We start from the raw sequence: 23,200 nt of genomic DNA, 5'->3' as shown, positions 1-23,200 counted from the left end.
GGCAGCGATGGTGCGCGAGCAGATTCAGTCGTTCCATCTGGCCTTGCGCGGCTACAGGGGCTACCCCGAAACCGCGCTGTGCCTGCGGCTCATTGCGCTGACCGCTTGCCGTCCTGGGGAAGCTGCTGATGCCGAATGGGACGAGTTCGACTTTGAGGATGCACTGTGGCGTAGGCCTGCGACCAAGATGAAGGCGCGCCGAGATCATGTCAGCCCGCTATCTACGCAGGCCGTTGCAGCACTGAAAGACTTGCAGCGCATCACTGGAGGTCAGCGCTATCTGTTCCCACACCGGAGCGGCCAGGGCTTCACCACGCCCAACCGGCTCACCTACGCGATGCGCGACATGAATCTGGGCCGGGGCACGACGCCGCATTGCTGGCGGACGACCTTTTCGACCTGGGCCAACGAGAACGGATACCGGCCTGATGCGATTGAGCGGCAGCTTGCCCATGTGGAAAGCAACAAGGTTCGGGCAACCTATAACAAGGCGCTGTTGCTGGATCAGCGGCGGACGCTGTTGCAGGACTGGGCGAACTATCTGAGTGCGGCGGAGGACAGCGGTATGGCATTGGCGGGATGTTGCCGTAGCTAGTGGGCAGGAGCAGCCCTTCCCTTTTCTGGGTAGCGCCGTTGTCCCTTGGGTACCGTTCCCTTGCCGTTTGCCTTTGCCGAGGGCTGGACACTGGAAACAGGGTAATCAAGAGAAAAAAGGGGTAATCCGAAACTTAATTGCCTATTTCTTTGGCACTCAGGCTCCGCCCCTTCTTGCATTGCCTGTTCTGCGTTCAGGAAACGGGGTAGTCAAATGATGGTAATGAGGTATTTTTTGACACAATACCCCATTTAATGGCTATGATTACCCCATTTACACAGCCTGAGCTTACATTTTCATGCACTCGCTCACACTCGAGTACCTCACCGCGCTTCGGTTCGATGGCACCCAGGCGGCCACGTTGCGCACACTGGGCGAGTACCAGGGCAAGCAGCAGCTATACGCCGCGCAGTCGCCAGAAGTCCTCAAGGGGCTGCGGCAGATCGCGGTGGTCGAGTCCACCGAGTCATCCAACCGGCTAGAAGGTGTTGTCGTCGCGCCCTCGCGGTTGAAGTCTCTGGTTATCCGCAACGCAACACCAAAGAGTCGCTCGGAACAGGAGATCGCTGGCTATCGCGACGCTCTAGCGCTGATCCACGAGTCCGCCACGCACATGTCCTTCAACGAGGGCGTAGTGCTGCAACTGCACACCCTGCTGTACCGCTATATGCCGCAGGCGGGCGGGCGTTGGAAAGCCACCAACAACGACATCATCGAACGCCATCCGGACGGCACGTCACGGCTGCGCTTCCAGCCGGTCGCCGCGCACCTGACGCCCATGGCCATGGCCGATCTGGCCCGGTACTACGCGACCGCACTGGATCAGCACCTGGTCGATCCCCTGGTGCTGGTGCCGCTGGCGATGCTCGACTTTCTGTGCATCCACCCTTTCCCTGATGGTAATGGCCGCATGTCCCGCTTGCTGACCTTGCTGCTGCTCTACCACTTCGACTATGCCGTGGGCCGCTACATCAGCCTGGAACGCATCTTCGAGGAAACCAAGGAAGGGTATTACGAGACGCTGGAAGCCAGCTCGCAGGGCTGGCATCAGGGGCAGCACGATGTCAAACCGTGGCTTGATTACTTCTGGGGAGCCTTGCTACGGGCCTACCGCGAGTTTGAGGAGCGCGTCGGTACCATCGAGCGCGGTCGCGGTAGTAAAGGCGACCGGGTGCGCACAGAAGTCCTGGGACGCACCCTGCCGTTTTCGATTTCCGAGATTGAAGAAGCTTGCCCAGGCGTAAGCCGGGACATGGTGCGGCTGGTGCTGCGGGCGATGAAATCGGAGCAGTTGATCGAATCAACGGGCAAGGGGCGTGGCGCGAAATGGAAGCGCGTCAGCGCTGGCGGCAGCGGTAGCACGATCAACGAAGATCAATAGAGGACGAGACGATGGACGTTTTCTCACTCAGAAGCCAGTTAATCGCGGACTACAGCAAGTTTGCGCGTTCCTTCACGTCCATACGAGCGGAAGACATTCAGACCGGCGTTCATGCGGCATATGCTGACGGCCGTTACTGGCCGGAGCCACTGATACAGATCAATCCACGCTATCGGCAAGGGCGCCCGGTGCAGCAGCTTGCCGCGACGAACGAGCTTTTGCCGGCAACGGCTGCATTGTTTCCCATCGACCTCTACACCCACCAGGAACAGGCGATCGCTTTCTCCGCTCGGGGCGAGAGTTACGTGGTGACCACGGGAACCGGCTCGGGCAAGTCGTTGTGCTTCTTCATCCCGATCGTGGATGCGGTGCTACGCGCCAAGACCCACGATAGCGCGCCTAGAACACGCGCCATTGTGATCTACCCGATGAACGCGCTGGCCAACAGTCAGCGCGAAGAGCTGATCAAGTTCGTTGGCAACGATGGCCCGGTAACCTTTGCGCGCTATACCGGCCAGGAAAGCAAGGAAGAACGCGATCGGATCAGGGACAACCCCCCCGACATTCTGCTGACCAACTTCATGATGCTGGAAATGCTCATGACCCGGCAGAATGAGACCGACAGTCGAGTGATCACCAACTGTGCCGGTCTGCAGTTTCTGGTGCTCGATGAACTGCATACCTATCGTGGGCGGCAAGGCGCCGACGTAGCCATGTTGGTGCGGCGTGTTCGAGAACGGCTGGCGCCGGAGCATCTGCAGTGCATCGGTACGTCAGCCACGATGGCCTCGGGCGGCAGCCAGGAAGGTCGCAATCAAAAAGTCGCTTCCGTTGCCTCCACTTTGTTCGCAACCCAGATATCTCCCTTCAATGTTGTCACCGAAGATCTGGAACGGGCTACCGAGCCATCCGAAACTGCTGACTCGGTCAGGCCGCAATTGGGCACCGCCATTGACGCGGGCGTTCCCTCACATGCCGATGATGCCACGCTACAGCAGCATCCTTTAGCCATCTGGGTGGAAACACGCCTTGGCATCACGCGCGAACAAGGGGGGAAATGGGTACGTGCCAATCCGCTGACCTTTGCCAAGGCCACCGAGCTCCTGGCCAAAGAGGCGGGTCGGGACGAGGTGGCTGCGGGTGCCATGCTGCGCGCCATGCTGCTGCTGGCAGCCCAGCCCGAAAAGGAGCGCAGTGCCGACGGACGGGGCAGTGAAAAAGCGTTCTTCGCTTTTCGTCTCCACCAGTTCATCAGCGGTGCTGGCGTCGTGTTCACTACCCTTGACGCTCCTGGAACACGTCCGGTCGAGTTGGAGGGACAGCAATTTCTGCCTGGAGACGAGCAAAAAAGGCTGTACTCCACGCACTTCTGCCGAGATTGTGGGCAGGAGTACCATCCGGTCAGGATGCGCCGGAACGATACAGGTTGGGAGGTGCTGGCCCGTGACATCGACGATATGCCGAAAATGCGGGATGACGACACGGACGCCTCCGAAGTCGAAGAGGATGCCATTGGCGAACGGCTGGGCTTCCTGCTGCCCCTGAACGCCAACGATCCCATCGAATTCACGGGCAAGGTGGAGGACTATCCCGAGTCATGGATTGAGACCACACGGCATGGTGAGGTGAGATTCAAGCGCACTCATCAGCGCCTGGAGGCCGAGCAACTGTCGATTCAAGGCAATGGCAAAGTCGGGCGAGGCCAGGAGGCCTGGTTCTTGCCCGGCAAGTTTCGTTACTGCCTGCGTTGCCGCACGGTACATGGCGCTCAGGGCAAGGACGGCAACCGTCTTTCGGCACTGTCTGCGGAAGGGCGAAGCTCGGCGACTACGTTGCTGACTACCAGTGCGCTGCGCTGGATGCACGGCCAGCCATCTATTAGTTCCGACAAACGAAAACTGCTGGGCTTCACCGACAACCGCCAGGACGCAGCGCTTCAGGCTGGCCATTTCAATGACTTCACCTTCGTCAGCTTGTTGCGCGGCGCCATCTATCGAGCGCTGGTACAGGCGGGTACAACGGGTTTGAGCGACAGCGAGCTGGGGGCGGCCGTACGTGCTGCCCTAGGCTTCGATCAGCCACTGAGTGCGACGGAAACCCCGGAAGCAAGTCACCGTGGTGAGTGGATGCAGGAGCCGCAATCGGTCGGCCGGAACCTGGCTGATGCGGAGGAAGCTTTGCGCTTCGTGCTTGCGTACCGAGCCTGGTTTGACCAGCGTCGCGGTTGGCGCTACACCAATCCCAACCTGGAAGAACTGGGATTGTTGGAAGTGGACTACTCCGGCCTGCGGGCATTCTGCAGTGAGGCGGTGCGTTTCGACAAAGGGCCTGACCTGCTGCGAAACGCGACGCCGCTGGCCCGTGAAAAGGCCTTTCGCTGCCTCTTCGATTACATGCGCAAAGGACTGGCGGTGGATGCCGCTGCCCTCGATCCCAACCTGTTGCAGCAGCGCAAGGATGAAGCCTTGCGCTTGCTGTGCAATCCATGGGGCATTGGTCGGGAAGAGCGCCTGCTCGGCTGGCGCTGGCTATTTCTTCAGCCTCCCAATGCGAACGCATTGCGCGGTAAGGATGAAGAACTGGTGCTGCGCGGCGGGCTGCAGACGGTCCTGGGCAAGAGTCTGCGCAACTCGGCCGTATGGGGGCAGTCGGCGGCGGCCAACTTGCGGCGTGCCGACTATCAGACCTTGCTAAACGCCATGATCCGCGCCGCACAAGAGGATGGTTTCATTCGCAGAGATGAACACACTCTGTTCAACGTGCCAGGCTTCCGGCTCAATGCCGGCCGAGTGCAATTTCATCTGGGCGACACGTCCGGCACGCGGCCGAACGCGTTCTTCAAACAGCAATACCAAGCCATCGCCTCGATACTCGGACAATGCGATCGCTTCCTGTTTGGGCTGGAAGCGCGCGAACATACTGCCCAGGTCGATGGTGAACTGCGTGCACTACGCGAAAGCCGCTTTCGCTTCGGCAGCAGCGAGCGAGACGCATTGAAAGACGGCGAACTGCACGATATCGCGCACAAGCAGGGCGAGCCTACACGCTTCCTGCCCTTGATGTTCTGCTCACCGACCATGGAGTTGGGCGTGGACATCTCGGCGCTCAATGCCGTATACCTGCGCAATGTGCCACCCACGCCAGCCAACTATGTGCAGCGCGCCGGTCGCGCCGGTCGCAGTGGCCAGGCGGCGCTGGTAATGACCTACTGCGCCGCGCGCAGCCCGCACGATCAGTATTTCTTCCGTGAACCCACCGCCATGGTGCATGGCGTGGTCAAAGCGCCGTTGCTGGATCTGGCCAACCAGGATCTGATTCAGAGCCATCTTCAGGCTGTCTGGCTGGCCGCTAGCCGCAAGGAGCTCGACAGCTCGATTTCCAACATCGTCGATCCTGGCGTGCCGCAACTGCCCGTGCGGGCGCACATCGTCGGAGCCTTGGGTCAGGAAGGGGTGACAACCGAGGCGACCCGGCAAGCCATCAACGTGCTGCGAATGGTGGAGGAACACCTGACGCCAGAGCGCGCTCCGTGGTTCACCGACTGCCAAGCCTATGCCGAGGCGGCCATTGCATCGGCACCGGAAGCCTTCCATCGTGCCTTCAATCGCTGGCGCGATCTATTCACTTCGGCGGAACGGCAGAAGCGCCTGGCCAATGAAACCTTGAACAACTATGCCATTACCGATAAGCGCGAGCGCGATGACGCCAAGCGCCGTTGGCGGCAGGCGTCGGATCAGATCGAGTTGCTCCTGCACGGCCGAGACTCCTTCTCCAGCGATTTCTACACCTACCGTTATCTCGCCACCGAGGGCTTTCTGCCGGGCTACAACTTTCCGCGACTGCCGTTGATGGCCTATGTCCCTGGCCGAGCCGATGTGCGGGGCGGCAATACCTTCCTCCAGCGTCCACGCTTTCTGGCACTTTCCGAGTTCGGGCCTCGCAGCTTGGTGTATCACGAAGGCCGCGCCTACAGGGTGGTACGCGCTCGCATTGCATTGTCGTCCGATGATCCCGGCAGCGCCGGCGGCACGCTCAGTACCCAGTCGGTACGCATCTGCTCGAACTGCGGCGCCGCGCATTTCGAATCCTATTGGAACGACTGCCATGCCTGTGGCCAATCGCTGTTGGATGCGCTGAAGATCAATAGCCTGTATCGCATCGACAACGTTGATACAGAGCCCACCGAACGCATCACCGCCAATGACGAGGAACGACAGCGCCAAGCCTTTGAACTGCAGACCACCTTCCGCTGGGCGATCCGCAATCGCAACATCGACGTGCGCACCGTGCTGGCCAAAGACGGTGACGGAGGAATATGCACTTTACGCTACGGTGCTGGCGCCACCATTACCCGCATCAACAAGGGATTGCGTCGGCGCCGAGAACCGAACGACTTCGGCTTCTTCATCAACTCTCGGACAGGGTGGTGGGAGGGAGAGGAGCGCCGTTCGGCCAACACTGCCAACGAAGGGGATCGTCTGCCGCCGCAACGCGTGGTTCCTTACGTCCAGGATCACAAGAACGCCCTGCTGCTGCAACCTTGCGGCGCCTGGGACGAACAGACCTTCGTCACTCTGCAGCATGCACTCAAGCGCGGTATTGAAGCGGCTTTCCAACTCGAAGAGACCGAGTTGCTGGCCGAGGCGTTACCCGATCTTCGCCACCGCAACGGTGTGCTGTTCTATGAAGCGACCGAAGGCGGCGCTGGAGTGCTTACCCGGCTGGTCAACGATCCATTGGCGCTGCAACAGGCTGCGCGCCATGCGTTACGCATCATGCACTACGACGTATCGGTTGACGGTGGTGAATGGCCGGCCCTCGAGAGCCGCCAGGAACAGCCGGATACCCGCTGTGTCGCGGGTTGCTACCGTTGCCTGCTGTCCTATTACAACCAGCCCGACCACGAACTGATCGATCGGCGCAACATCGAGGCGGTTCGCATTCTCTGGCGCCTGGCCCAGGTCGAAGCCATTGCCCAGCAGCAAGAGGCCGAGCCGTTTCTACCCGCCGAGCCGGAAGCCTTGTCTGGCTGGGCAGGCCAATGGCGTCAGGCGGCGGCTATGCATCTGCCCAGTGGCCCGCATCCGGCGAGCGTGGAAATCGAAGGCCTCGCCTTGCTGCACTGGCCGGACCATTACGCCGCCATCGCCCTGCCCGATACCCCGCGCGATTTGCAGGCCACCTGGGAAGACCGCGGCTACACCTTTATCCGCTTCCCTGCCGACGCCGACGCCTGGCCGATGCTGTTTCAGCGTTTGGGCCGTCTGCTGGGACTATGAGAACCATCGAGATGTCTATCCCTCAATACACCCCGGGCTCCCTGATCCATGCGCGCGGGCGCGAATGGATCGTGCAGCCCGGCAGCGTTCCCCCATTGTTGCGCTTGCGGCCCTTGTCCGGCACTGAAGAGGACGGCGCACTGATCCACATTGACCTGGAACCCAGCATCGAATCTGCTCACTTCCCGCCACCCGATCCCTCGCTGGAGGGCAGTCAGGGCGAAGCCATCCTGCTCTCCGATGCGCTGCGCTTGGCACTGCGTCGCGGAGCCGGCCCTTTCCGCAGCTTCGGCAACATCGCGGTAGAGCCGCGTACCTATCAACTGGTGCCGCTGTTGATGGCGTTGCGTCTTGATCCGGTGCGCCTGTTGATCGCCGACGACGTGGGGATCGGCAAGACCATCGAAGCTGCCCTGATCGCACGCGAGCTGCAGGATCGCGGCGAGATCCAGCGTATGGCCATCTTGTGTCCGCCGCACCTTGTCGAACAGTGGGTGCGCGAACTCAACGACCGCTTTCACCTGCACGCGGTAGCTGTCACCGCGACCAGTGCAGCCCGATTGGAGCGCGGCATCCCGGTCGGTGAATCGTTGTTCCAGGTGCACCCAGTCACCGTCGTCAGTCTCGACTACATCAAGTCCGAGCGCCATCGTCACGACTTCATCCGCGCCTGTCCGGAATTCGTCATCGTCGACGAAGCACACGCCTGCGTTAGCGCTGGCCAGGGCCGGCAACTGCGCTTCGAGCTATTGCGTGCACTGGCAGCCAACGAAGCGCGCCACCTGGTTCTGCTCACCGCCACCCCTCACAGCGGCGATCAGGATACGTTCTACAGCTTACTGGGGCTGCTGAAACAGGAGTTCGCTGCGCTGGCGACTGCCAGCGGTGATACCAAGGAAAGGCTGCGCGATCAGTTAGCGTTGCATTTCGTGCAGCGGCGGCGCCCCGACATCGACGAATGGCAGGACGGCAGCATCTTCCCCCAGCGCGAGACAGCCGAGCTGACCTATCGCCTTGGTGGCCCGTGGGAAGACTTCTTTCAGGACGTGCTCGACTACTGCCGTGAAGTGGTGCAACGCGCGAATGGGAATGAGCGGAGTCAACGGCTCAGCTTCTGGGGCACCTTGGCGCTGATGCGCTGCGTCGCCAGCAGCCCGGCGGCGGCCGTACAGGCCCTGCGCACCCGCTTGCTGGCCGAACAGGTAGAACAGGCGCCTGAAGATATCCTCGGCCCGCTGTTCGATGGTACCGAAGATGCCCTGAACGAAGACGATGTGGTGCCAGCCGCTGACACCGGCGATCCCGCTCTTCTCGACCTGCTGAACAAGGCCGAGACGCTGGCCGGTGAAGAGAGCGATCCCAAACTGCGTCTGCTCGGCAGCCATCTCACGCAACTTATCGACGATGGCTTCAATCCCGTAGTGTTTTGCCGCTACATCGCCACTGCCCGCTACCTGCATAACCATCTGGCGGGCAGATTCCGAGGCGTCACTGTGGAGGTGGTGACGGGCGAATTCCCGGCCGCAGAACGGGAGCGCCGTGTCGATGCCCTGGGCGAAGCTGAGAGATGCCTGCTGATTGCCACTGACTGCTTGTCCGAAGGCATCAACCTGCAGGAAAACCTTGATGCCGTCGTTCATTACGACCTGTCCTGGAACCCCACGCGCCATGAGCAGCGCGAAGGCCGGGTCGATCGCTTCGGTCAGACCAGCCCCAGGGTGCGCGCCACTCTGATCTATGGCGCCAATAACCCGGTGGATGGTGCCGTGCTGCAGGTCATCCTGCGAAAGGCAGAAAAGATCCGCCAGGAACTGGGCGTGCCGGTGCCACTGCCCGACGACGACCATACTCTCACTCAGGCGCTGATGAAAGCCGTGATGTTGCGCAGCGAGCGCGCGGGCGGCCCGCAACGCTCCTTTGATTTCGATGACTACGAGGAAAGCCGGGCACTCGACGTCCGCTGGACCGACTTAGCCGAAAAAGCCAGGAAGAACCGCACCGTATTCGCCCAACGCCGCTTGCGGCCTGTAGACGTTCTGCCGGAATGGGAGCGCATGCGTGCCGTGCTTGGCGGCAGCGATGACGTCAAGCGTTTTGCCACCCAAGCTATGGCGCGCCTGGGAGCGGGATTATCGCTGCGCACACGAGGAGCCGCCGCGCCCATCAGCGCCTTGCCTGCAACATTGAGGGAACGGCTGGCGGCCGAAGGCGTGGATGGCGATTTGCGCGTCGACTTCATCCAACCGCCGGCGCCGCGCTGTCGCTTCATCCATCGCAGCCACCCGCTGATTGCCGCCCTGGCCGACGAACTGCTGGAGCGTTCCTTGGCGGCGGAAATCCACGACGGTCAGCAACTGGCCATGTTGGGTCGGATCGGCGTCTGGCGCAGTCCGGCTGTGCAGGCCGTCACCTCGGTGCTACTGCTACGCCTGCGGCACCAGATCAGCACCACCCGGGAGGGGCGCAACCAGACACTGCTGGTCGAAGAAGCCTTGCCCGTGGCCTGGCAAGGCCGTACCGATCCAGTCGAAATCCAGGGCGATCAATTGCTCGCCTGGCTGGAGGTACCAGCTCAAGGCAACCTACCGGATGTGGTACGTCAGCGCGAAATGCACAACCTGCTGGAGGCGCTGCAACAGCGCCAAGAGCAACTGGAACGCCTCGCCGATGCCCGGGCCGAAAGACTGCTGGCAGATCACCGGCGAGTGCGCGAGGCCGCCGATGCTCGGGGCCGCTATGAAGTACGCGCGCTCAAGCCGGTGGACGTCATTGCTGCCTATGTCCTGATGCCAGGAGGTGCCGCATGAGCCGTCGCAAGGATGCCGTGCTGCAGTTCGACGCGATCGCCATCGAAGGCGGACTGCTGCCGGCGGAGTGGCTGGCCAAGGTGGCCGCCCTGCAGGCTCCGCACCAAACCCCCACGGACTATGGAGTACCCAAGGGCCTGAATCTGCGCGACGAGCTGGGACGTTACTGGCGCATCGCCGAAGCGCACTGGAACGATTTCGCCACCACCTGTGCGGGCGCAAGCGATGCCAATGCATTGACACAACGCTTCGTCATTCAGCTGCTGCGCGAAGTGTTCGGTGTCACGGATATTGTTGCAGGCGTCGAGCCGCAAATCCTGGATGAGCGCAGCTATCCACTCACGGCTACCGCTTGTGATGGGCGGTTGCCGCTGGTGGTTGCCCCCTACGGCCAGCGACTGGAAGAGCGCGATCGCCGCTTTGGAGATGGCGGGCGTCAACGCAGCGCCTTCGGCCTATTGCAGGACTACCTCAATGCTGCCGACACCACTTTGTGGGGCATCGCGAGCAATGGCTTGTCGCTGCGGGTGGCGCGCGACAATGCAAGCCTGACCCGCCCGGCCTGGGTCGAAGCCGATCTGGAGCGCATCTTTACCGAGCAGCGTTTCGCCGATTTCTCGCTACTGTGGCTGCTGATCCACGCCAGCCGCTTTGGCCAAGGCCAGCAACTGCCGCAGCAATGCGCACTGGAAGCCTGGTACGCCGCCAGCCGCGAGCAGGGCACCCGTGCCCGCGAGAAACTGCGCATCGGTGTGGAAGACGCGCTCAAGACCCTGGGCCAAGGCTTCCTGTCCGAAGCCGCCAATGGCACCTTGCGTCAGCGCTTGGCGAGCGGCGCACTCACACCCGACGACTACTTCCAACAACTACTGCGTCTGGTCTACAGGCTCATCTTCCTGCTGACTATCGAAGAGCGTGGTCTGCTGCACTCGGATCAAGCTGACCCTGAAGCCATTCGGCTGTATCAGGACGGCTACGGCCTGCGTCGCCTGCGCGAACGCACCCGCCGTCGCCGTACCTGGGATCGCCATACCGACCTCTGGCAGGGGCTTAAGCCGGTGTTTGCAGGGCTGGCCATTGGACAGCCGCTATTGGCATTACCAGCGTTGGGCGGCTTGTTCGCGACCGATCAATGCCCTGATTTGGATGACTCAGATCTGGGCAATAGTGCCCTGTTGGCCGCAACTCATCGGCTGGCCTGGGTACCCGACAGCGGCAGCCTCACCCGCATCAACTGGCGTGACATGGGTCCAGAAGAGCTGGGCAGCGTCTATGAAAGCCTGCTGGAGCTGGTGCCCCAAGTCGCCCAGGATGGCCGCGTGTTCCGCTTTGCCAATGCAGAGCAAAGCCAAGGGAATGCCCGCAAGACCAGCGGCAGCTACTACACGCCCGACCCGCTGGTACAGGAGTTGCTGAATTCCGCGCTGGAGCCGGTCATCCGCCAACGCATAGCGGGTGCCAGCGATCCGCAGGCCGCACTCCTGTCCATTACCGTTTGTGATCCGGCCTGTGGCAGCGGCCACTTTCTGCTCGCCGCTGCAAGGCGATTGGCCAACCACTTGGCGCAATTGCGTGCCCAGGGCACGCCCAGCGGCGATGACTACCGTCAGGCGCTGCGCGACGTCATTGGCCACTGCATCTACGGCGTGGATCTGAACCCACTGGCGCTGGAACTGGCGCGCATGTCCCTGTGGCTGGAGGCCATGACGCCCGACAAGCCCTTGGGCTTTCTCGATCACCACCTGCAATGCGGCGATGCCCTCCTCGGCATCCTCGATCCGGCCACCCTCGACCTGGGCCTGCCAGATGCGGCCTTCACTCCCCTGAGCGGCGATGACAAGACTCTGGCCACTGCCCTGAAGAAACAGAACAAGCGGGAACGCGAAAGCTGGCAGCGCGCCCTGCAAAGCGGCGACCTGTTCCGCGAGGAGCAACTCGCCGCCCGCACGAGCGCGCTGGAGCAACTGACTGATGACGATCTGGGCCAGGTAGCCACCAAGCAGATTCACTGGCAGCAGGCCCGCGCGGCCGCCCGGCAGAGCCGCCTGGCACGGCTGGCCGACCTCTACTTGGGCGCGTTCCTCCTGCCCAAGGCAGAGGGTCAGCTACTGCCCAGTTCCCTCCACCTGTGGGCGGTGGCCAACAACGAAGCCGAGCCTACCCTCGACGAAGTGGAAGCCGCTGCCCGCCATGCCTGCGCCCAGGCTCGGGTGTTGCACTGGTGGCTGGCCTTTCCCCATATCGCCGAACAGGGCGGCTTCAGCGTAATGCTGGGCAATCCGCCGTGGGAAGTATCACAGTTGGGCGAAGAGGAGTTCTTTGCAGCCAGAGCCCCCGAAATCGCATCACTGTCGGGCGAGCATAGAAAGCGGGCCATCGCGGCTCTGGAACAAGAGCATCCCCGTTTGTGGCAGGACTATCAGGAGGAAAAGCGCCGCTTTGATGCCAGCAATCTTTTCTACCGCGCCAGCAGTCGCTACCCGCTGACAGCGGTCGGCAAAATCAATACTTATCGGTTGTTTGCCGAGGCTTTCCTGCAAGGTACGGTGTCGCACGGCAACGCGGGAATTATCGTGCCGACGGGTATTGCCACTGACGATACCGCCAAGGACTTTTTTGGTCATGTGGCAGGTTCGGGCAGGCTGGTCAGCCTGTTTGATTTTGAGAACAGTAATGGAGTCTTCCCCGGTGTGCATCGCAGCTACAAGTTCTGCCTGCTGACCTTGGGCCAGGCGGAGATCGCGAGTTTCGTGTGCTTCGCCACCCAGGTAAGCCACTTGTCCGATATCCGTCGCCACTTCACCCTGACTCCGCAAGAATTTGCGTTGATCAACCCCAATACCCGCACCTGCCCGGTCTTTCGCAGCCAGCGCGACGCCGAGTTGACCAAAAAGCTCTATCGTCAAGCGCCGGTACTGATTCGCGAGGCGGTCGAGAATGAAGCTGGGGAGATCATCGAACCGGAAGCAAACCCCTGGGGAATTCGTTTCTCACAGGGGCTTTTCAATATGACCAGTGACAGCGGGCTGTTTATCGATCCAGAGCCCCCGCTATTGCCCCTGTACGAAGGCAAGCTGATCCACCAGTTTGATCACCGATGGGCAACGTTTATTCCAACGGCGGGCATCGTCCATGCGAACTGGCCGAGCCAGGATTGCACGGAGGAGGAACACACCGATCCCGCATATAAACCGATAACGCGCTATTGCGTAAACCAGAACGAAGTGCTGGCGCAGATTGCTCGCGTGCCTCGCGCCATCAGCAAGGCTTGGTTGGCTGAGCACAAAGCCGACGCGCCGGATGCAAAGCGCAGTGCGATGGAGGCTTTGTGGTTGGCGCTGGCCCAGTGGGTGGCGATTGAGCTCTTCCACCGTGAAGCCGGCAATCCCGAGTCCAACGGCAACTACAGCGACGCCCAAAAACTGCACGCCACCCCGCGCGTGGAGCGCACCTTGGCCCGCGACTATCCTGCCTGCGCTACTGCCCTGCTCCACAACAAAATCGCCGGTAAAAAAGCCGTCACTGAATTCGCCAAATGGGCACTGCAGGAGAGCAACCTATCCCTCTCCGACGATGAACTCGGAATCCTGCAAGATATCGCCACGCAAGCCATCTCCAATGCCCGCGACAACGCATTACACGCCGAACTCAACACTTGGATGAATCGCCGCAGCCCGCGCTGGTTAATGGGCTGGCGTCGCAACGCGCGCTCCACTGACGACCGCACAACAATCGCAACAGTAATTCCTCGTGTTGGTGTTGGCGATAGCATCTTCCTCTACGTAACTGCCGGCGTATTTGAAGCTGCTGCGAATGCTGCGCTGCTTGCGAACCTGAACAGCTTACCGCTTGATTTCGTTGCACGGCAGAAAGTTGGTGGCATGAATTACAGCTTTTATTATTTCAAGCAGCTTCCTATCCTGCCCCCTGACCGTTACACCGAAACCGATCTAGCTTTTATCGTCCCGCGTGTACTGGAGCTGACCTATACCGCCCACGATTTAGCGGACTGGGCTACCGACCTTGGCTACACCGGCCCCCCCTTTTCTTGGGATTCAAAACGCCGAGCCCTTCTGCGCGCCGAACTCGATGCTTACTACGCCAGACTCTACGGCCTGACCGAGGAAGAACTACGCTACATCCTCGATCCTGCCGACGTGGCCGGTGACGACTATCCCAGCGAAACTTTCCGTGTGCTCCGAAATAACGAGCTACGGGATTTCGGGGCTTACGGGGAGGCGTCAGCCACGCCTCTTCGACTAGCGAGTGTTGATGGCGAAACCCGTCGCGATTACGAGCAGTACCGTACTCAGCGTCTGGTGTTGGAAGCCTTCAGGCGTGGTTTCCAGGTAGAAGACGCATTGCCTGCCCAGAGTGAAGTCACAGTGAGGCAGATTCTAGATCGAGCGTCCCTGCCTGATGGAATCTGGGCACGACCACAACAGGATGAAGTAGCGGAGACAGGGGTGGCCCTGGCCGCCTTGCTCAAGGCTGCCAAGGCTCCATGGCCAGTACGCCATGTACGCCTCTCCGTCGTCTTGGCGCTTGAGCCCAGGCTAATGACGCCTTTGCTGGACGCGCAGGATGCTCTGGATTGGCAGCGCCTGATAGGCGAAGAAGCCAGGCCACTCACCGGGGCGGTATTGAGCTTCATACCGCGTGCAAATCAGGCCTGGGGCAGAGCTGTGCGCTTTCTCCGAGGCAGTGGCTACCTGATTGAAGATCTAGGAGCAGGAACTTGGGCCAAAGGTGCCGACTTGGATGTACCTACTGCCGAATGGGCCGAAGGGCGCGCCCGGATGGTTCTAGCTTTCCTGCAAGCGCGAGGACAGGACTTCGATCGTGTCATTCGCGAGTTGCCTGACGAGATAGGGGGATGGATTGAAACCGCAGCCTGACATGTTCCAGCAACAGCTTTGCATCACTCCGCCGACACAGCTGCATGAGCCACGTCTATGGGTGAAGCGGCTGGTGATATGGGAAAAGCCCGGAGAGCAGCCTTTGCGGGATGTCTCATTACGCCCAGGCCTGAATATCGTCTGGACGCCAGACGACAATGGCATCGGCCATGGTGGAGGCAAGACCTTGTTCTGCAGGCTGCTGCGCTATTGCCTGGGCGAGGACAAGTTTGCTCCCGAAGATCAGCGGGACGGAATCGGTTCGGCATTTCCCAACGGATGGGTTGGAATGGAGGTCGTGCTGGATGGCACCTGTTGGGCCGTTCTTCGGCCATTGGGCATCCGGAGGCGGCACTTCGCCGTACCGGGCGGCAATCTCGACGAGCTTGTTCTCAGCGAAATGCAGGCTACGAGCCTGTCTCCACTGCTCAACGCCATCGAAGAGAATCTCCTGACACCAAGCGTCAGGGATCTGATCTCTGGCAAGAAAGAAGGGCATCAGGCTTGGCAGATTGCTTTGGCGCTGTTGAGCAGGGACCAGGAATGCAGATTCGACCATGTCCTTGAATGGCGATCCTCGCTATCCGACTCCGAATCGCCGGCGCGTGGACTGAACCGAACCGAGAGGCTGGAAGCACTCCGCGCCCTGTTGAACGCCATCGATCCATCCGAGCAGACGCTACGTGTCGACATTGCTGCAATGAGCGAGTCAAGCCGAAGCCAGGAGCAGGAAATAGGCCATCGCGCCTGGGAAATCCGCAAGCTCAGAAAGCAGCTTCTGGAAGTACTTGGCGTTACAGACGATGAACTAGCGCAAGGCGCTCTGGGCGTCGAAATTCTGCGTCGGGCAGCGCAGGAGCGGTTGGCAGCGGAAACTCCGTCCGACAGTTCGGACGCAACTCCGGATGTTGATTCCGTGCGGCAGGCGCACGAAAGCGCCCAGGCGGAGGTGGCAAGAATCCAGGCCGATATCGGAAAACAAGAGGCTGTAATACCCGTCATCGAGCGCGCGATATCCGCGATCAAGGGCGAACATCCAACCTTGGTCTACTCAATCAAGGAAGCAGAGAATTATCCCTGCCCCATCTGCGAGGTGCCGATTGACCGCGTGCTGGCGAGCCAATGCGGGTTGTCACATAAGGTTCCAGACCTGGAGGCCTGTAAGGCACGGTTGGAGAGCGGTAGGAAAACGCTCAAGGATGAACAAGGGCGCCTCGAATCTGCCCAATCCCTACTGAAACAGTTGCGGCCTGAACTGGCAATAGCGAAACAGGATGCGGCGCGCAAGGAGCAGCGCTACCAGAATCTGCTGAAACTTCGCGAGCAACGCGATGGAACGTGGTATGCCGCGCGCAAGGCAGTGGACGACGTCGAGCGCTTGGCCGCGCTACTCGAACAGCAACAATCTGCCGAAGCCCGCCTGGACAGGCACCAGACCGACATTGAGCAAGCACGGGAGCGAATCGGAGCACTGCAAAACCAGAATGCAACGGCTTTCTCTAAGCTTGCCCAGAAGTTTGACCCGATCATCCGGCGTCTGGTCGGACCTGAAGCTAGGGGCGAAATCCGCTTGACCGGAAACGGGCTGAGCCTGATTGTCCAGATGGGCGGAGATCGTTCGACATCGGCCATCGACTCGCTGAAGGTCGTGGCCTTCGATCTCGCGACCCTATGCATGAGCATCGAAGGTGACACCAGACTCCCGGCTTTTCTGCTTCATGACAGCCCGCGAGAAGCCGATTTGGGGCTCGCGCTGTACCACGGCCTGTTTCATCTCGTGCATGAACTGGAGGGGCTCGGGTCGGCCCCCCTGTTTCAGTACATCGTGACGACAACAACGCCACCGCCACAAGCATACGCACAGGCGCCTTGGATCGCGATACAACTGCGGGGCTCTCCTGCTTCCGCCCGTCTCTTGAAACGAGATCTTTGAGGCGCAAGCATGATTCCATGCGAAATGAAACTGCCTACCCTTGTCGTGAAAGCCTTGACCGACAGCGGCTACGATTTACTCTCCACAGCCGAAGACGGCTGGTTTCTGGCGGGAATCAGTGGAACTCCCATTCGTGTGGCAGTGCGTGTATCTGAACAGGGAGTCTTGTTCGCGGCGCCGGAACCCAACGCTATAGCTCGTATCGGCCTGATGCCCGTAACACAGCCGCTACCACGCGGTATGGCCAGTGTAGGTCTGGCTGTAGATGCCCCTCAACTTTATGACGTGCTGCGTGTTCTCCATTCCTTGCAAACGCACCCGGCCTCGGTCTTGTCTGCTAAGGTGGAAACGCGACTGGCTGCGATCCCGGCTACGGAGCGTACCCACGAAGTACGCCAACGCATAGGGCAGGACGTCTTTCGTGAAGCCTTGCTGGAACTATGGGATGGGCGTTGCGCACTGTCGGGCTGCGACTTGCCACTCTCTCTGCTGCGGGCCAGCCATGCCAAGCCCTGGTCATCGGCTGACAATAGCGAAAAGCTCGATCCGTTCAACGGCTTGCTATTGACCGTTCACTACGATGCACTGTTCGACCAAGGCCTGATCACATTTGGCGACGACGGGGGGCTGCTGATCTCATCGTCGCTGTCACGGGGTAATCCCCCCGTTTTCCACGGGGTTCAGAAGTAGAAACTAAGCGGCCATGGCCAGCCGCTGCTTCGGCGTAAATCCGCCCAGGGCCATGTTCGGGCGGTCGTGATTGTAAGTCCACATCCAGTCGGTCGCGAAGCGCTGCACGTGGTCCAAGTCTTCCCAGTGGTACTGCGACAGCCATTCGTATCGCACGGTCCGGTTGAATCGCTCGACATACGCATTCTGCTGGGGCTTCCCCGGCTGGATGTAGTCGAGCTTGATGTCGTACTGCCGGGCCCATTCGGTGATCGCTGCACTTAGGTACTCGGGGCCGTTGTCACACCGAATCGCTTTCGGCCTGCCACGCCAACGGATGATCTGCCGTAGCGCACGGATCACCCGCTCCGACGGCAAGGAGAAGTCGATCTCAATTCCGAGCGCTTCGCGGTTGAAGTCGTCGATCACGTTGAACAGCCGGATGCTGCGCCCATCGGCCAGTTGGTCGTGCATGAAGTCCATCGACCAGACCTGGTTGACGGCAGACGGTACCGCCAGCGGCTCAGGTACCTGTCTGACCAGCCGCTTGCGCGGCTTGATCCGCAGGTTCAACTCCAGCTCGCGATAGATCCGGTACACCCGCTTGTGATTCCAGCCGAAGCCCTTCACGTTGCGCAGGTACAGGAAGCACAACCCGAAGCCCCAGTTCCGGTGGTTGTCGGTCAGACGCAGCAGCCAGTTCGCAATCTCGTCGTTCTCGGCATCGCGCACGTTGGCGTACCGATAGCAAGTCTGGCTGATCCCGAACGCCTCACATGCCAGCCGGATCGACACGCCTCGACTGGACACCGCATGCTTGGCCATCTCGCGCCGGCGAGATGGCCTCAGTCCTTTTTTGCGAGTGCCTCCGCGACGATCTCTGCCTTGATCTTCTCCTCGACGTACATCTTGCGCAGCCGGGCATTCTCAGCCTCCAGTTCCTTCATCCGTGCGATCAGCGACACATCCATGCCACCATATTTCGAGCGCCATTTGTAGAACGTCGCCGTGCTGATGCCCAGTTCCCGGCACAGGTCCGGTACCGCCAGCCCCGCCTCCACGCGCTTGAGCGCATCCATGATCTGGCTGTCCGTGAATCTCGACTTCTTCATTCTGTAGAACTCCCTCAACGAGAAAATTCTACTTCTGATCCCGCCGGTTCTGCGGGGGGATTACCACGGGACGCGCGGCAGATTTTGCGCCTGGACAGCTTTACGCGTTTGCGTTTCATTCTGCCCGGACATATCGAGTATCTAAGTTTTCACCGCAGGAATGTTGCCAAGCTGTAACTGGCATTTAACGCCGCAACCTATCTTCCACAGTACACGCTGGTAATCTGCGTCCGCTCGTGCCCACCTAATCCGCAACAGCCTCGAATACGCCAGGTACAAGGACCGTAAGGTGCTCGCCGCCGCGCTGCGCCCGATCTACGCGGCTGCCAGCGAAGAGGCGGCACGGCAGGCGCTGCAAGACTTCGCTGACGGACCTTGGGGCGCAAAGTACCCGACGATCGTGCAGTCCTGGCAACGCGCGTGGGAGCACGTCGTGCCGTTCTACGTGTTTCCGCCGGAGATTCGACGGGTCGTTTATACGACGGATGAAGTACACAAGCCCCCACGCCGTACTTCGCTCGTTCGCTATGTCCGCGCCTCCGGCCACCGTATCGGCGCGCTGTCTGATTTGGGGCGCGACTGCTTCCACCGGTTAAACAGTCTTTGATAGGCTCGCTCGGACTGCTCAGCCGCGGCTCGCTCTTGCTGACGAACACTCTTCAGGCTGTAGGCGGCAGCCGAACCCTTGCGCGAACCATGCTGCGCTGGCATTCCGGCCTGCAGTTCCAGCGTGCGCAGTTTGTGTGCGGTCAACGCGGGGCGATCCCACGCGAACGGTTCACCGCGTGTCAGCACATACCATACGATTACCGCGAGCTTGCGAGCAGTCGCGACGGCGGCAATTTGTTGGCCGCGACGATCGCGCACACGCAGGAAGAAGGCGCGCAGCGGCCCGGGTGCCTGCGTGGCACCCCAAGCGGCTTCGACCAGCATCGCCCGTGCATAAGAACGCCCGCGCTTCGTGATATGACCATGCCTGGCCGGTGCCGGACCGGATTGATAGACCGATGGATTGAGACCGAAGTAGCTCACCTACTTCTCCGGATTCGGAAACCGCGCGATGTCGCCGATGGCCGATAGCAGCCCGATTGCCACTGTAGTGTTCACGCCAGTGATCGTCAGCATCACGCGCAATCGCGCATCGTCGATGGTAGCTTGCGCGAGTGCTTGCTCCACTTCACGCAGATCCTCGCCGAGGCGGTCCAGTTCGCGCAGTCGCTGCTCAACACCCAGTCGTTCATCCAGTGGCAGCGGTTGAACACCGAGCCACGCACGCCCCTTCTTGCCAAAAAGATCGGTGGCGGGACACCGCTCGATCAGGTGTGCAATCAGGACTGCGTGAATCTCGTTCTTCAGCCGTGTACGTTGCCGCACCAGCTGTGAGCGGCGCGCGATCTGCCGACGCAACGCCAGCGTGCGCTCGTCCGGCATCCATACTTCCGGCAGAAAGCCGCTTGCATACAGCTGTGCCAGCACGGCTGCATCGATCTTGTCCGTCTTGACGCGAGCCTCCGCGATCAGCCGAACTTGCAGCGGATTGGCAATCGCCACACGCGCGACATGCGGGCGCAAGACGTTGACGATAGCAGTGGTATTGCCGGTCGCTTCGAGTACCACATGATCGGTGGCACGCAGCTTTACCGCAAAGCGCTCCAGTTCATCGCGTCGCAACCCGGTGCGGCCGCCTGCATGCAGCGTGCCATCCTCCAGGTACGCGATCTCGGCAACGGAGCGCGACACATCTAACCCTACGATTCGCATAACCGTCTCCCGTTTCAGATCACTGTTGGGAGCCGGTGGGACAGCACGACAACTACGGATTCGCGCTCGCAGCGCAACCGGGCGGGTCGCAGGGGCGGCCAACTACTAACACGAGCTCGCGGCTCATCGTATAGGAACGGCCTGCCCTCCCGAAGTGCTCCCCAGTGCCCCATGTCCCGGATGGTCACACCATACGCTCAAACCGCTCGGCGCGGGAACGCGAGGCACCGGCTATATCATGCCGGTTACCAACGCCATCGAGAGTCTGAACATGCAACTACGCAAGATCATCAAGACCCGTGGTCACTTCCCGAATGACGAGGCGGCCATCAAGCTGCTCTGGCTGGCGCTGCGCAATGTACTGGCCAAGACCGTGCGGACTGCGTTCGACTGGGAATCAGCGATGAACCAGTTTGCTATCCTGTTCGGAGAGCGATTTATGCAGGCGCGTGGATAACCTGGTGTTCAACCGCCTCGCCCACAAAAATGCGGACAGGTTCCAGCAGATCGGTTTGCTCGCTCGCGGCGAGCCTGCAAACCTGCTTCTAGAAAGACGAAACCCCACGCTCCGAAAAAAACGTGGGGTTCGTCAGCAGTCTGAGCCCGCTGAATGCGGGCCTTTTCTTTTCGATGGCGGAAGACCGGCTCATTCCCGGCCGACGATCTTCAGCGTCCCGGACATATGCAGGAACTGTCCGTCCTTCGTCGCGATGTTCGTATCCACCGCGCCGCGTTCGAAATCCTCGACGTGCACGACGTTCGAGCCGGTGGACGGCTCATGCCAGTACACCATGTACACCTGCGGACGAATCTCGCGCGCCGTGTACTGCACCGTATCCGTCACACCGTTGAATTGGCCGGCCGTACCGACGAACGACATCGTCTTGTCGTCCTGGAAGTGCAGGTCGAACGCGGTAGCGCCGAACTGCACGCGCACCGTCCTGCCCGCCGCGGGGAACGGCGCCGGCGCGGGCCACTGCATCTCGCCCTTGGCGACCTTCGCGCTCAGCTCGAGCGACGACTTCTCGCCGAGATCCGGGTAGCGCGCCTCCATCGCCGCGATCAGTGCCGCCGAATCCTTCGCGCGCGCCGCTTCGTCGTCGAACGCCTTCACGTAATTGCGCGTGAACGCGACGCCGGTGGCGAACGGCTGGCTGCCGTCACGGTTCGGCAGGAAGTGGCCGGGCACGACGCGCGCCGGCTTCAACGCCTCGATCCGGTCGAGCGTTGCCAGCCAGTTCGCGTGCGACAGCGGCGTCTGCGTGTCGGCCATCCACACGTGAATGTTCGCGGCGACCGGGATGCCACCGACCACGGTCCGTGTGGAAGGAATCCACACGAACGTGCGATCGGGCGTCGGGCCGTCGAGCCCGACGATGCGCAGCGGCTCGCCGTCGACGCGCAGCGTATTGCCGTCGAGCGGCTGCGGCACGATCACCGAAGTCGGCGCATTGTCCTTCAGGATCGGGCCCCAGTAGGCGAGCTTGCCGTCCTTGCTGGCCTCGATCGCGGCGACGGTCTGCGGCGTCGCGACGATCTTCGCATCCGGGAACGCCGCGTGAATGGTTTCCAGCCCGAAGTAATAGTCGGGGTCGCTATGGCTCACGTAGACGGCCTTGAGCGTCTTGCCGCTCGCCTTGATCCGGCTCACCAGCGCCTGCGCGTCGTTGCGCTGGAACTGGGCGTCGATCAGGATCGCCTCGGTCTTGCCCGAAACGATTTCGGACGAAACCGGGAAGATCGCATGCGCGCCCGGATTGTAGACATCGACGGTGAGCGGGGCGGCGATGCCCGCGGATGCGGCGCCGAGCAGCGCAGTCGCCGCGAATGCGGAAGAAAACAGATGACGGATCGACATGGTTGGACGCTTGATGGGTGGTGAGTGTCCGTAGATTAAATGAAACTACGTTAGTAACAAATGTCCGACTTGTCGATACTTCATTTCCCAACAGGAACGAATCGATCGTCACACATCGGGACACGGCCGTTTAAGCGAACGCCGGCGGACCTGATCTCCTGATAACGGGACGCGAGTACGCCAGGGCGTCACTCCTGCATGACATGGCGAACACGCATCGGCAGTGACGAGATCGCGAACGCAGCGGCCCTTTGTCATATCGGACCGATTCATGAAGGTTTGCGGGAAGCGCGAGCGGACAACCTTTTCACCATTTCCTTCGTTGCCGCCGTTGCACAGATCGCCTGTGCCGCAGGTCGCATCGACCCATCGCCCCATGCGTGACGCGCCGATTTTTCGCAGGATGTGTCGCGCGCTTTCTTCCACTTCGCCATCTGCGCGTCGAGCGCCGCCTTGCGCCGTGGCTGCTCGCTCACCTGTTTGTCGACGATCCGCTGCAATTCCCGCTCGGCGACGATCTGATCGCGCCACGCGCAAAAATTCATGCTCGTCTGGCTCGAGTCACAGTCGCTGAGCAGTGCATTGACCTCGCTTGCTGGCAAGCCGCTGCGCGCCGCTATCTCGTCCGCCGCCGTCGGGCCGGCAAATGCATGCGCCGACGCCAGCACGAGCAGATCGATCATGGCTGTTCTCACGGTGCCCTCTGTTGGGACTGGAACGGCGCCGATTCAAGTCGGCGCCGGTTGACAAGCCCTTTGAACGAACGGGCGCCAGACGACGCCCGCGTCATCGCTCTGATTCGCTGAACGGAACTGTGTTGTCGGCATCGACGCCATCGTTCACCTCGGTTCTCGAAGCGATCAATGTATGGCGTTGCCGTTCGCGATGAAATCAGACGAGTTCGATT

The 23,200-nt window shown here is 61.0% G+C and carries 10 protein-coding genes and 3 pseudogenes; 9 read left to right on the top strand and 4 right to left on the bottom strand.

Features of this window, described 5'->3' with window-relative positions; all coding sequences use genetic code 11:
- Positions 1-7: 7 nt before the first annotated feature.
- The 7 genes from KR541_RS36990 to KR541_RS02260 all read left to right on the top strand — a co-directional run bounded on the left by KR541_RS36990 (position 8) and on the right by KR541_RS02260 (position 17,583).
- Positions 8-595: a tyrosine-type recombinase/integrase gene (locus KR541_RS36990; protein ID WP_425542615.1), complete on the top strand. Its 588-nt coding sequence runs from the start codon at positions 8-10 to the stop codon at positions 593-595.
- Between the two features lie 298 nt (positions 596-893).
- The gene (locus tag KR541_RS02285) at positions 894-1,976 is read left to right on the top strand and encodes a Fic family protein (protein ID WP_050013058.1); all 1,083 of its coding nucleotides are present in this window, start codon (positions 894-896) and stop codon (positions 1,974-1,976) included.
- Between the two features lie 11 nt (positions 1,977-1,987).
- The gene (locus KR541_RS02280; protein WP_050013059.1) at positions 1,988-7,255 is read left to right on the top strand and encodes a DEAD/DEAH box helicase; all 5,268 of its coding nucleotides are present in this window, start codon (positions 1,988-1,990) and stop codon (positions 7,253-7,255) included.
- An 11-nt stretch (positions 7,256-7,266) separates the two neighbouring features.
- The gene (locus KR541_RS02275) at positions 7,267-10,062 is read left to right on the top strand and encodes a helicase-related protein (protein ID WP_050013173.1); all 2,796 of its coding nucleotides are present in this window, start codon (positions 7,267-7,269) and stop codon (positions 10,060-10,062) included.
- On the top strand, positions 10,059-14,960 hold the full coding sequence (locus tag KR541_RS02270; protein ID WP_050013060.1) for an Eco57I restriction-modification methylase domain-containing protein: 4,902 nt from the start codon (positions 10,059-10,061) through the stop codon (positions 14,958-14,960). The genes KR541_RS02275 and KR541_RS02270 overlap by 4 nt, the downstream gene beginning before the upstream one ends.
- 1 nt (position 14,961) lies before the next feature.
- On the top strand, positions 14,962-16,893 hold the full coding sequence (locus KR541_RS02265) for a chromosome segregation protein SMC (protein WP_252996641.1): 1,932 nt from the start codon (positions 14,962-14,964) through the stop codon (positions 16,891-16,893).
- A gap of 24 nt (positions 16,894-16,917) precedes the next feature.
- Positions 16,918-17,583, top strand: a complete 666-nt coding sequence (locus tag KR541_RS02260) for an HNH endonuclease (protein WP_216089332.1) — start codon at positions 16,918-16,920, stop codon at positions 17,581-17,583.
- A gap of 3 nt (positions 17,584-17,586) precedes the next feature.
- Here the strand turns inward: KR541_RS02260 and KR541_RS02255 are convergent.
- Positions 17,587-18,674 (bottom strand): IS3 family transposase gene (locus KR541_RS02255; RefSeq protein WP_085962303.1). Its coding sequence is split into 2 segments (ribosomal slippage): positions 17,587-18,413 and positions 18,413-18,674, totalling 1,089 coding nucleotides; the frame shifts between segments, so codons are not numbered across the junction.
- A 241-nt stretch (positions 18,675-18,915) separates the two neighbouring features.
- On the opposite strand from KR541_RS02255, the pseudogene KR541_RS02250 reads away from it, so the two are divergent.
- Positions 18,916-19,221: pseudogene (locus KR541_RS02250) on the top strand (transposase); the annotation flags it as partial.
- On the opposite strand, the pseudogene KR541_RS02245 reads toward KR541_RS02250, so the two are convergent.
- Positions 19,200-20,435: pseudogene (locus tag KR541_RS02245) on the bottom strand (IS110 family RNA-guided transposase). The pseudogenes KR541_RS02250 and KR541_RS02245 overlap by 22 nt on opposite strands.
- A 235-nt stretch (positions 20,436-20,670) precedes the next feature.
- Here KR541_RS02245 and KR541_RS02240 point away from each other — a divergent pair.
- Positions 20,671-20,892 (top strand): annotated as a pseudogene (locus KR541_RS02240) (transposase); the annotation flags it as partial.
- A 189-nt stretch (positions 20,893-21,081) separates the two neighbouring features.
- Here KR541_RS02240 and KR541_RS02235 read toward each other — a convergent pair.
- Both KR541_RS02235 and KR541_RS02230 read right to left on the bottom strand, forming a co-directional pair.
- Positions 21,082-22,293, bottom strand: a complete 1,212-nt coding sequence (locus KR541_RS02235) for an MBL fold metallo-hydrolase (protein WP_050013063.1) — start codon at positions 22,291-22,293, stop codon at positions 21,082-21,084.
- A 269-nt stretch (positions 22,294-22,562) separates the two neighbouring features.
- Positions 22,563-22,976, bottom strand: coding sequence for a lysozyme inhibitor LprI family protein (locus KR541_RS02230; protein WP_050013064.1), 414 nt, complete (start codon positions 22,974-22,976; stop codon positions 22,563-22,565).
- Between the last annotated feature and the right edge of the window lie 224 nt (positions 22,977-23,200).

This window comes from Burkholderia sola, from assembly GCF_905400185.1.
Classification (GTDB): domain Bacteria; phylum Pseudomonadota; class Gammaproteobacteria; order Burkholderiales; family Burkholderiaceae; genus Burkholderia; species Burkholderia sola.
The sequence above is the reverse complement of the archived record's forward strand: the minus strand, read 5'-3'. Positions and strand labels throughout refer to the sequence as shown.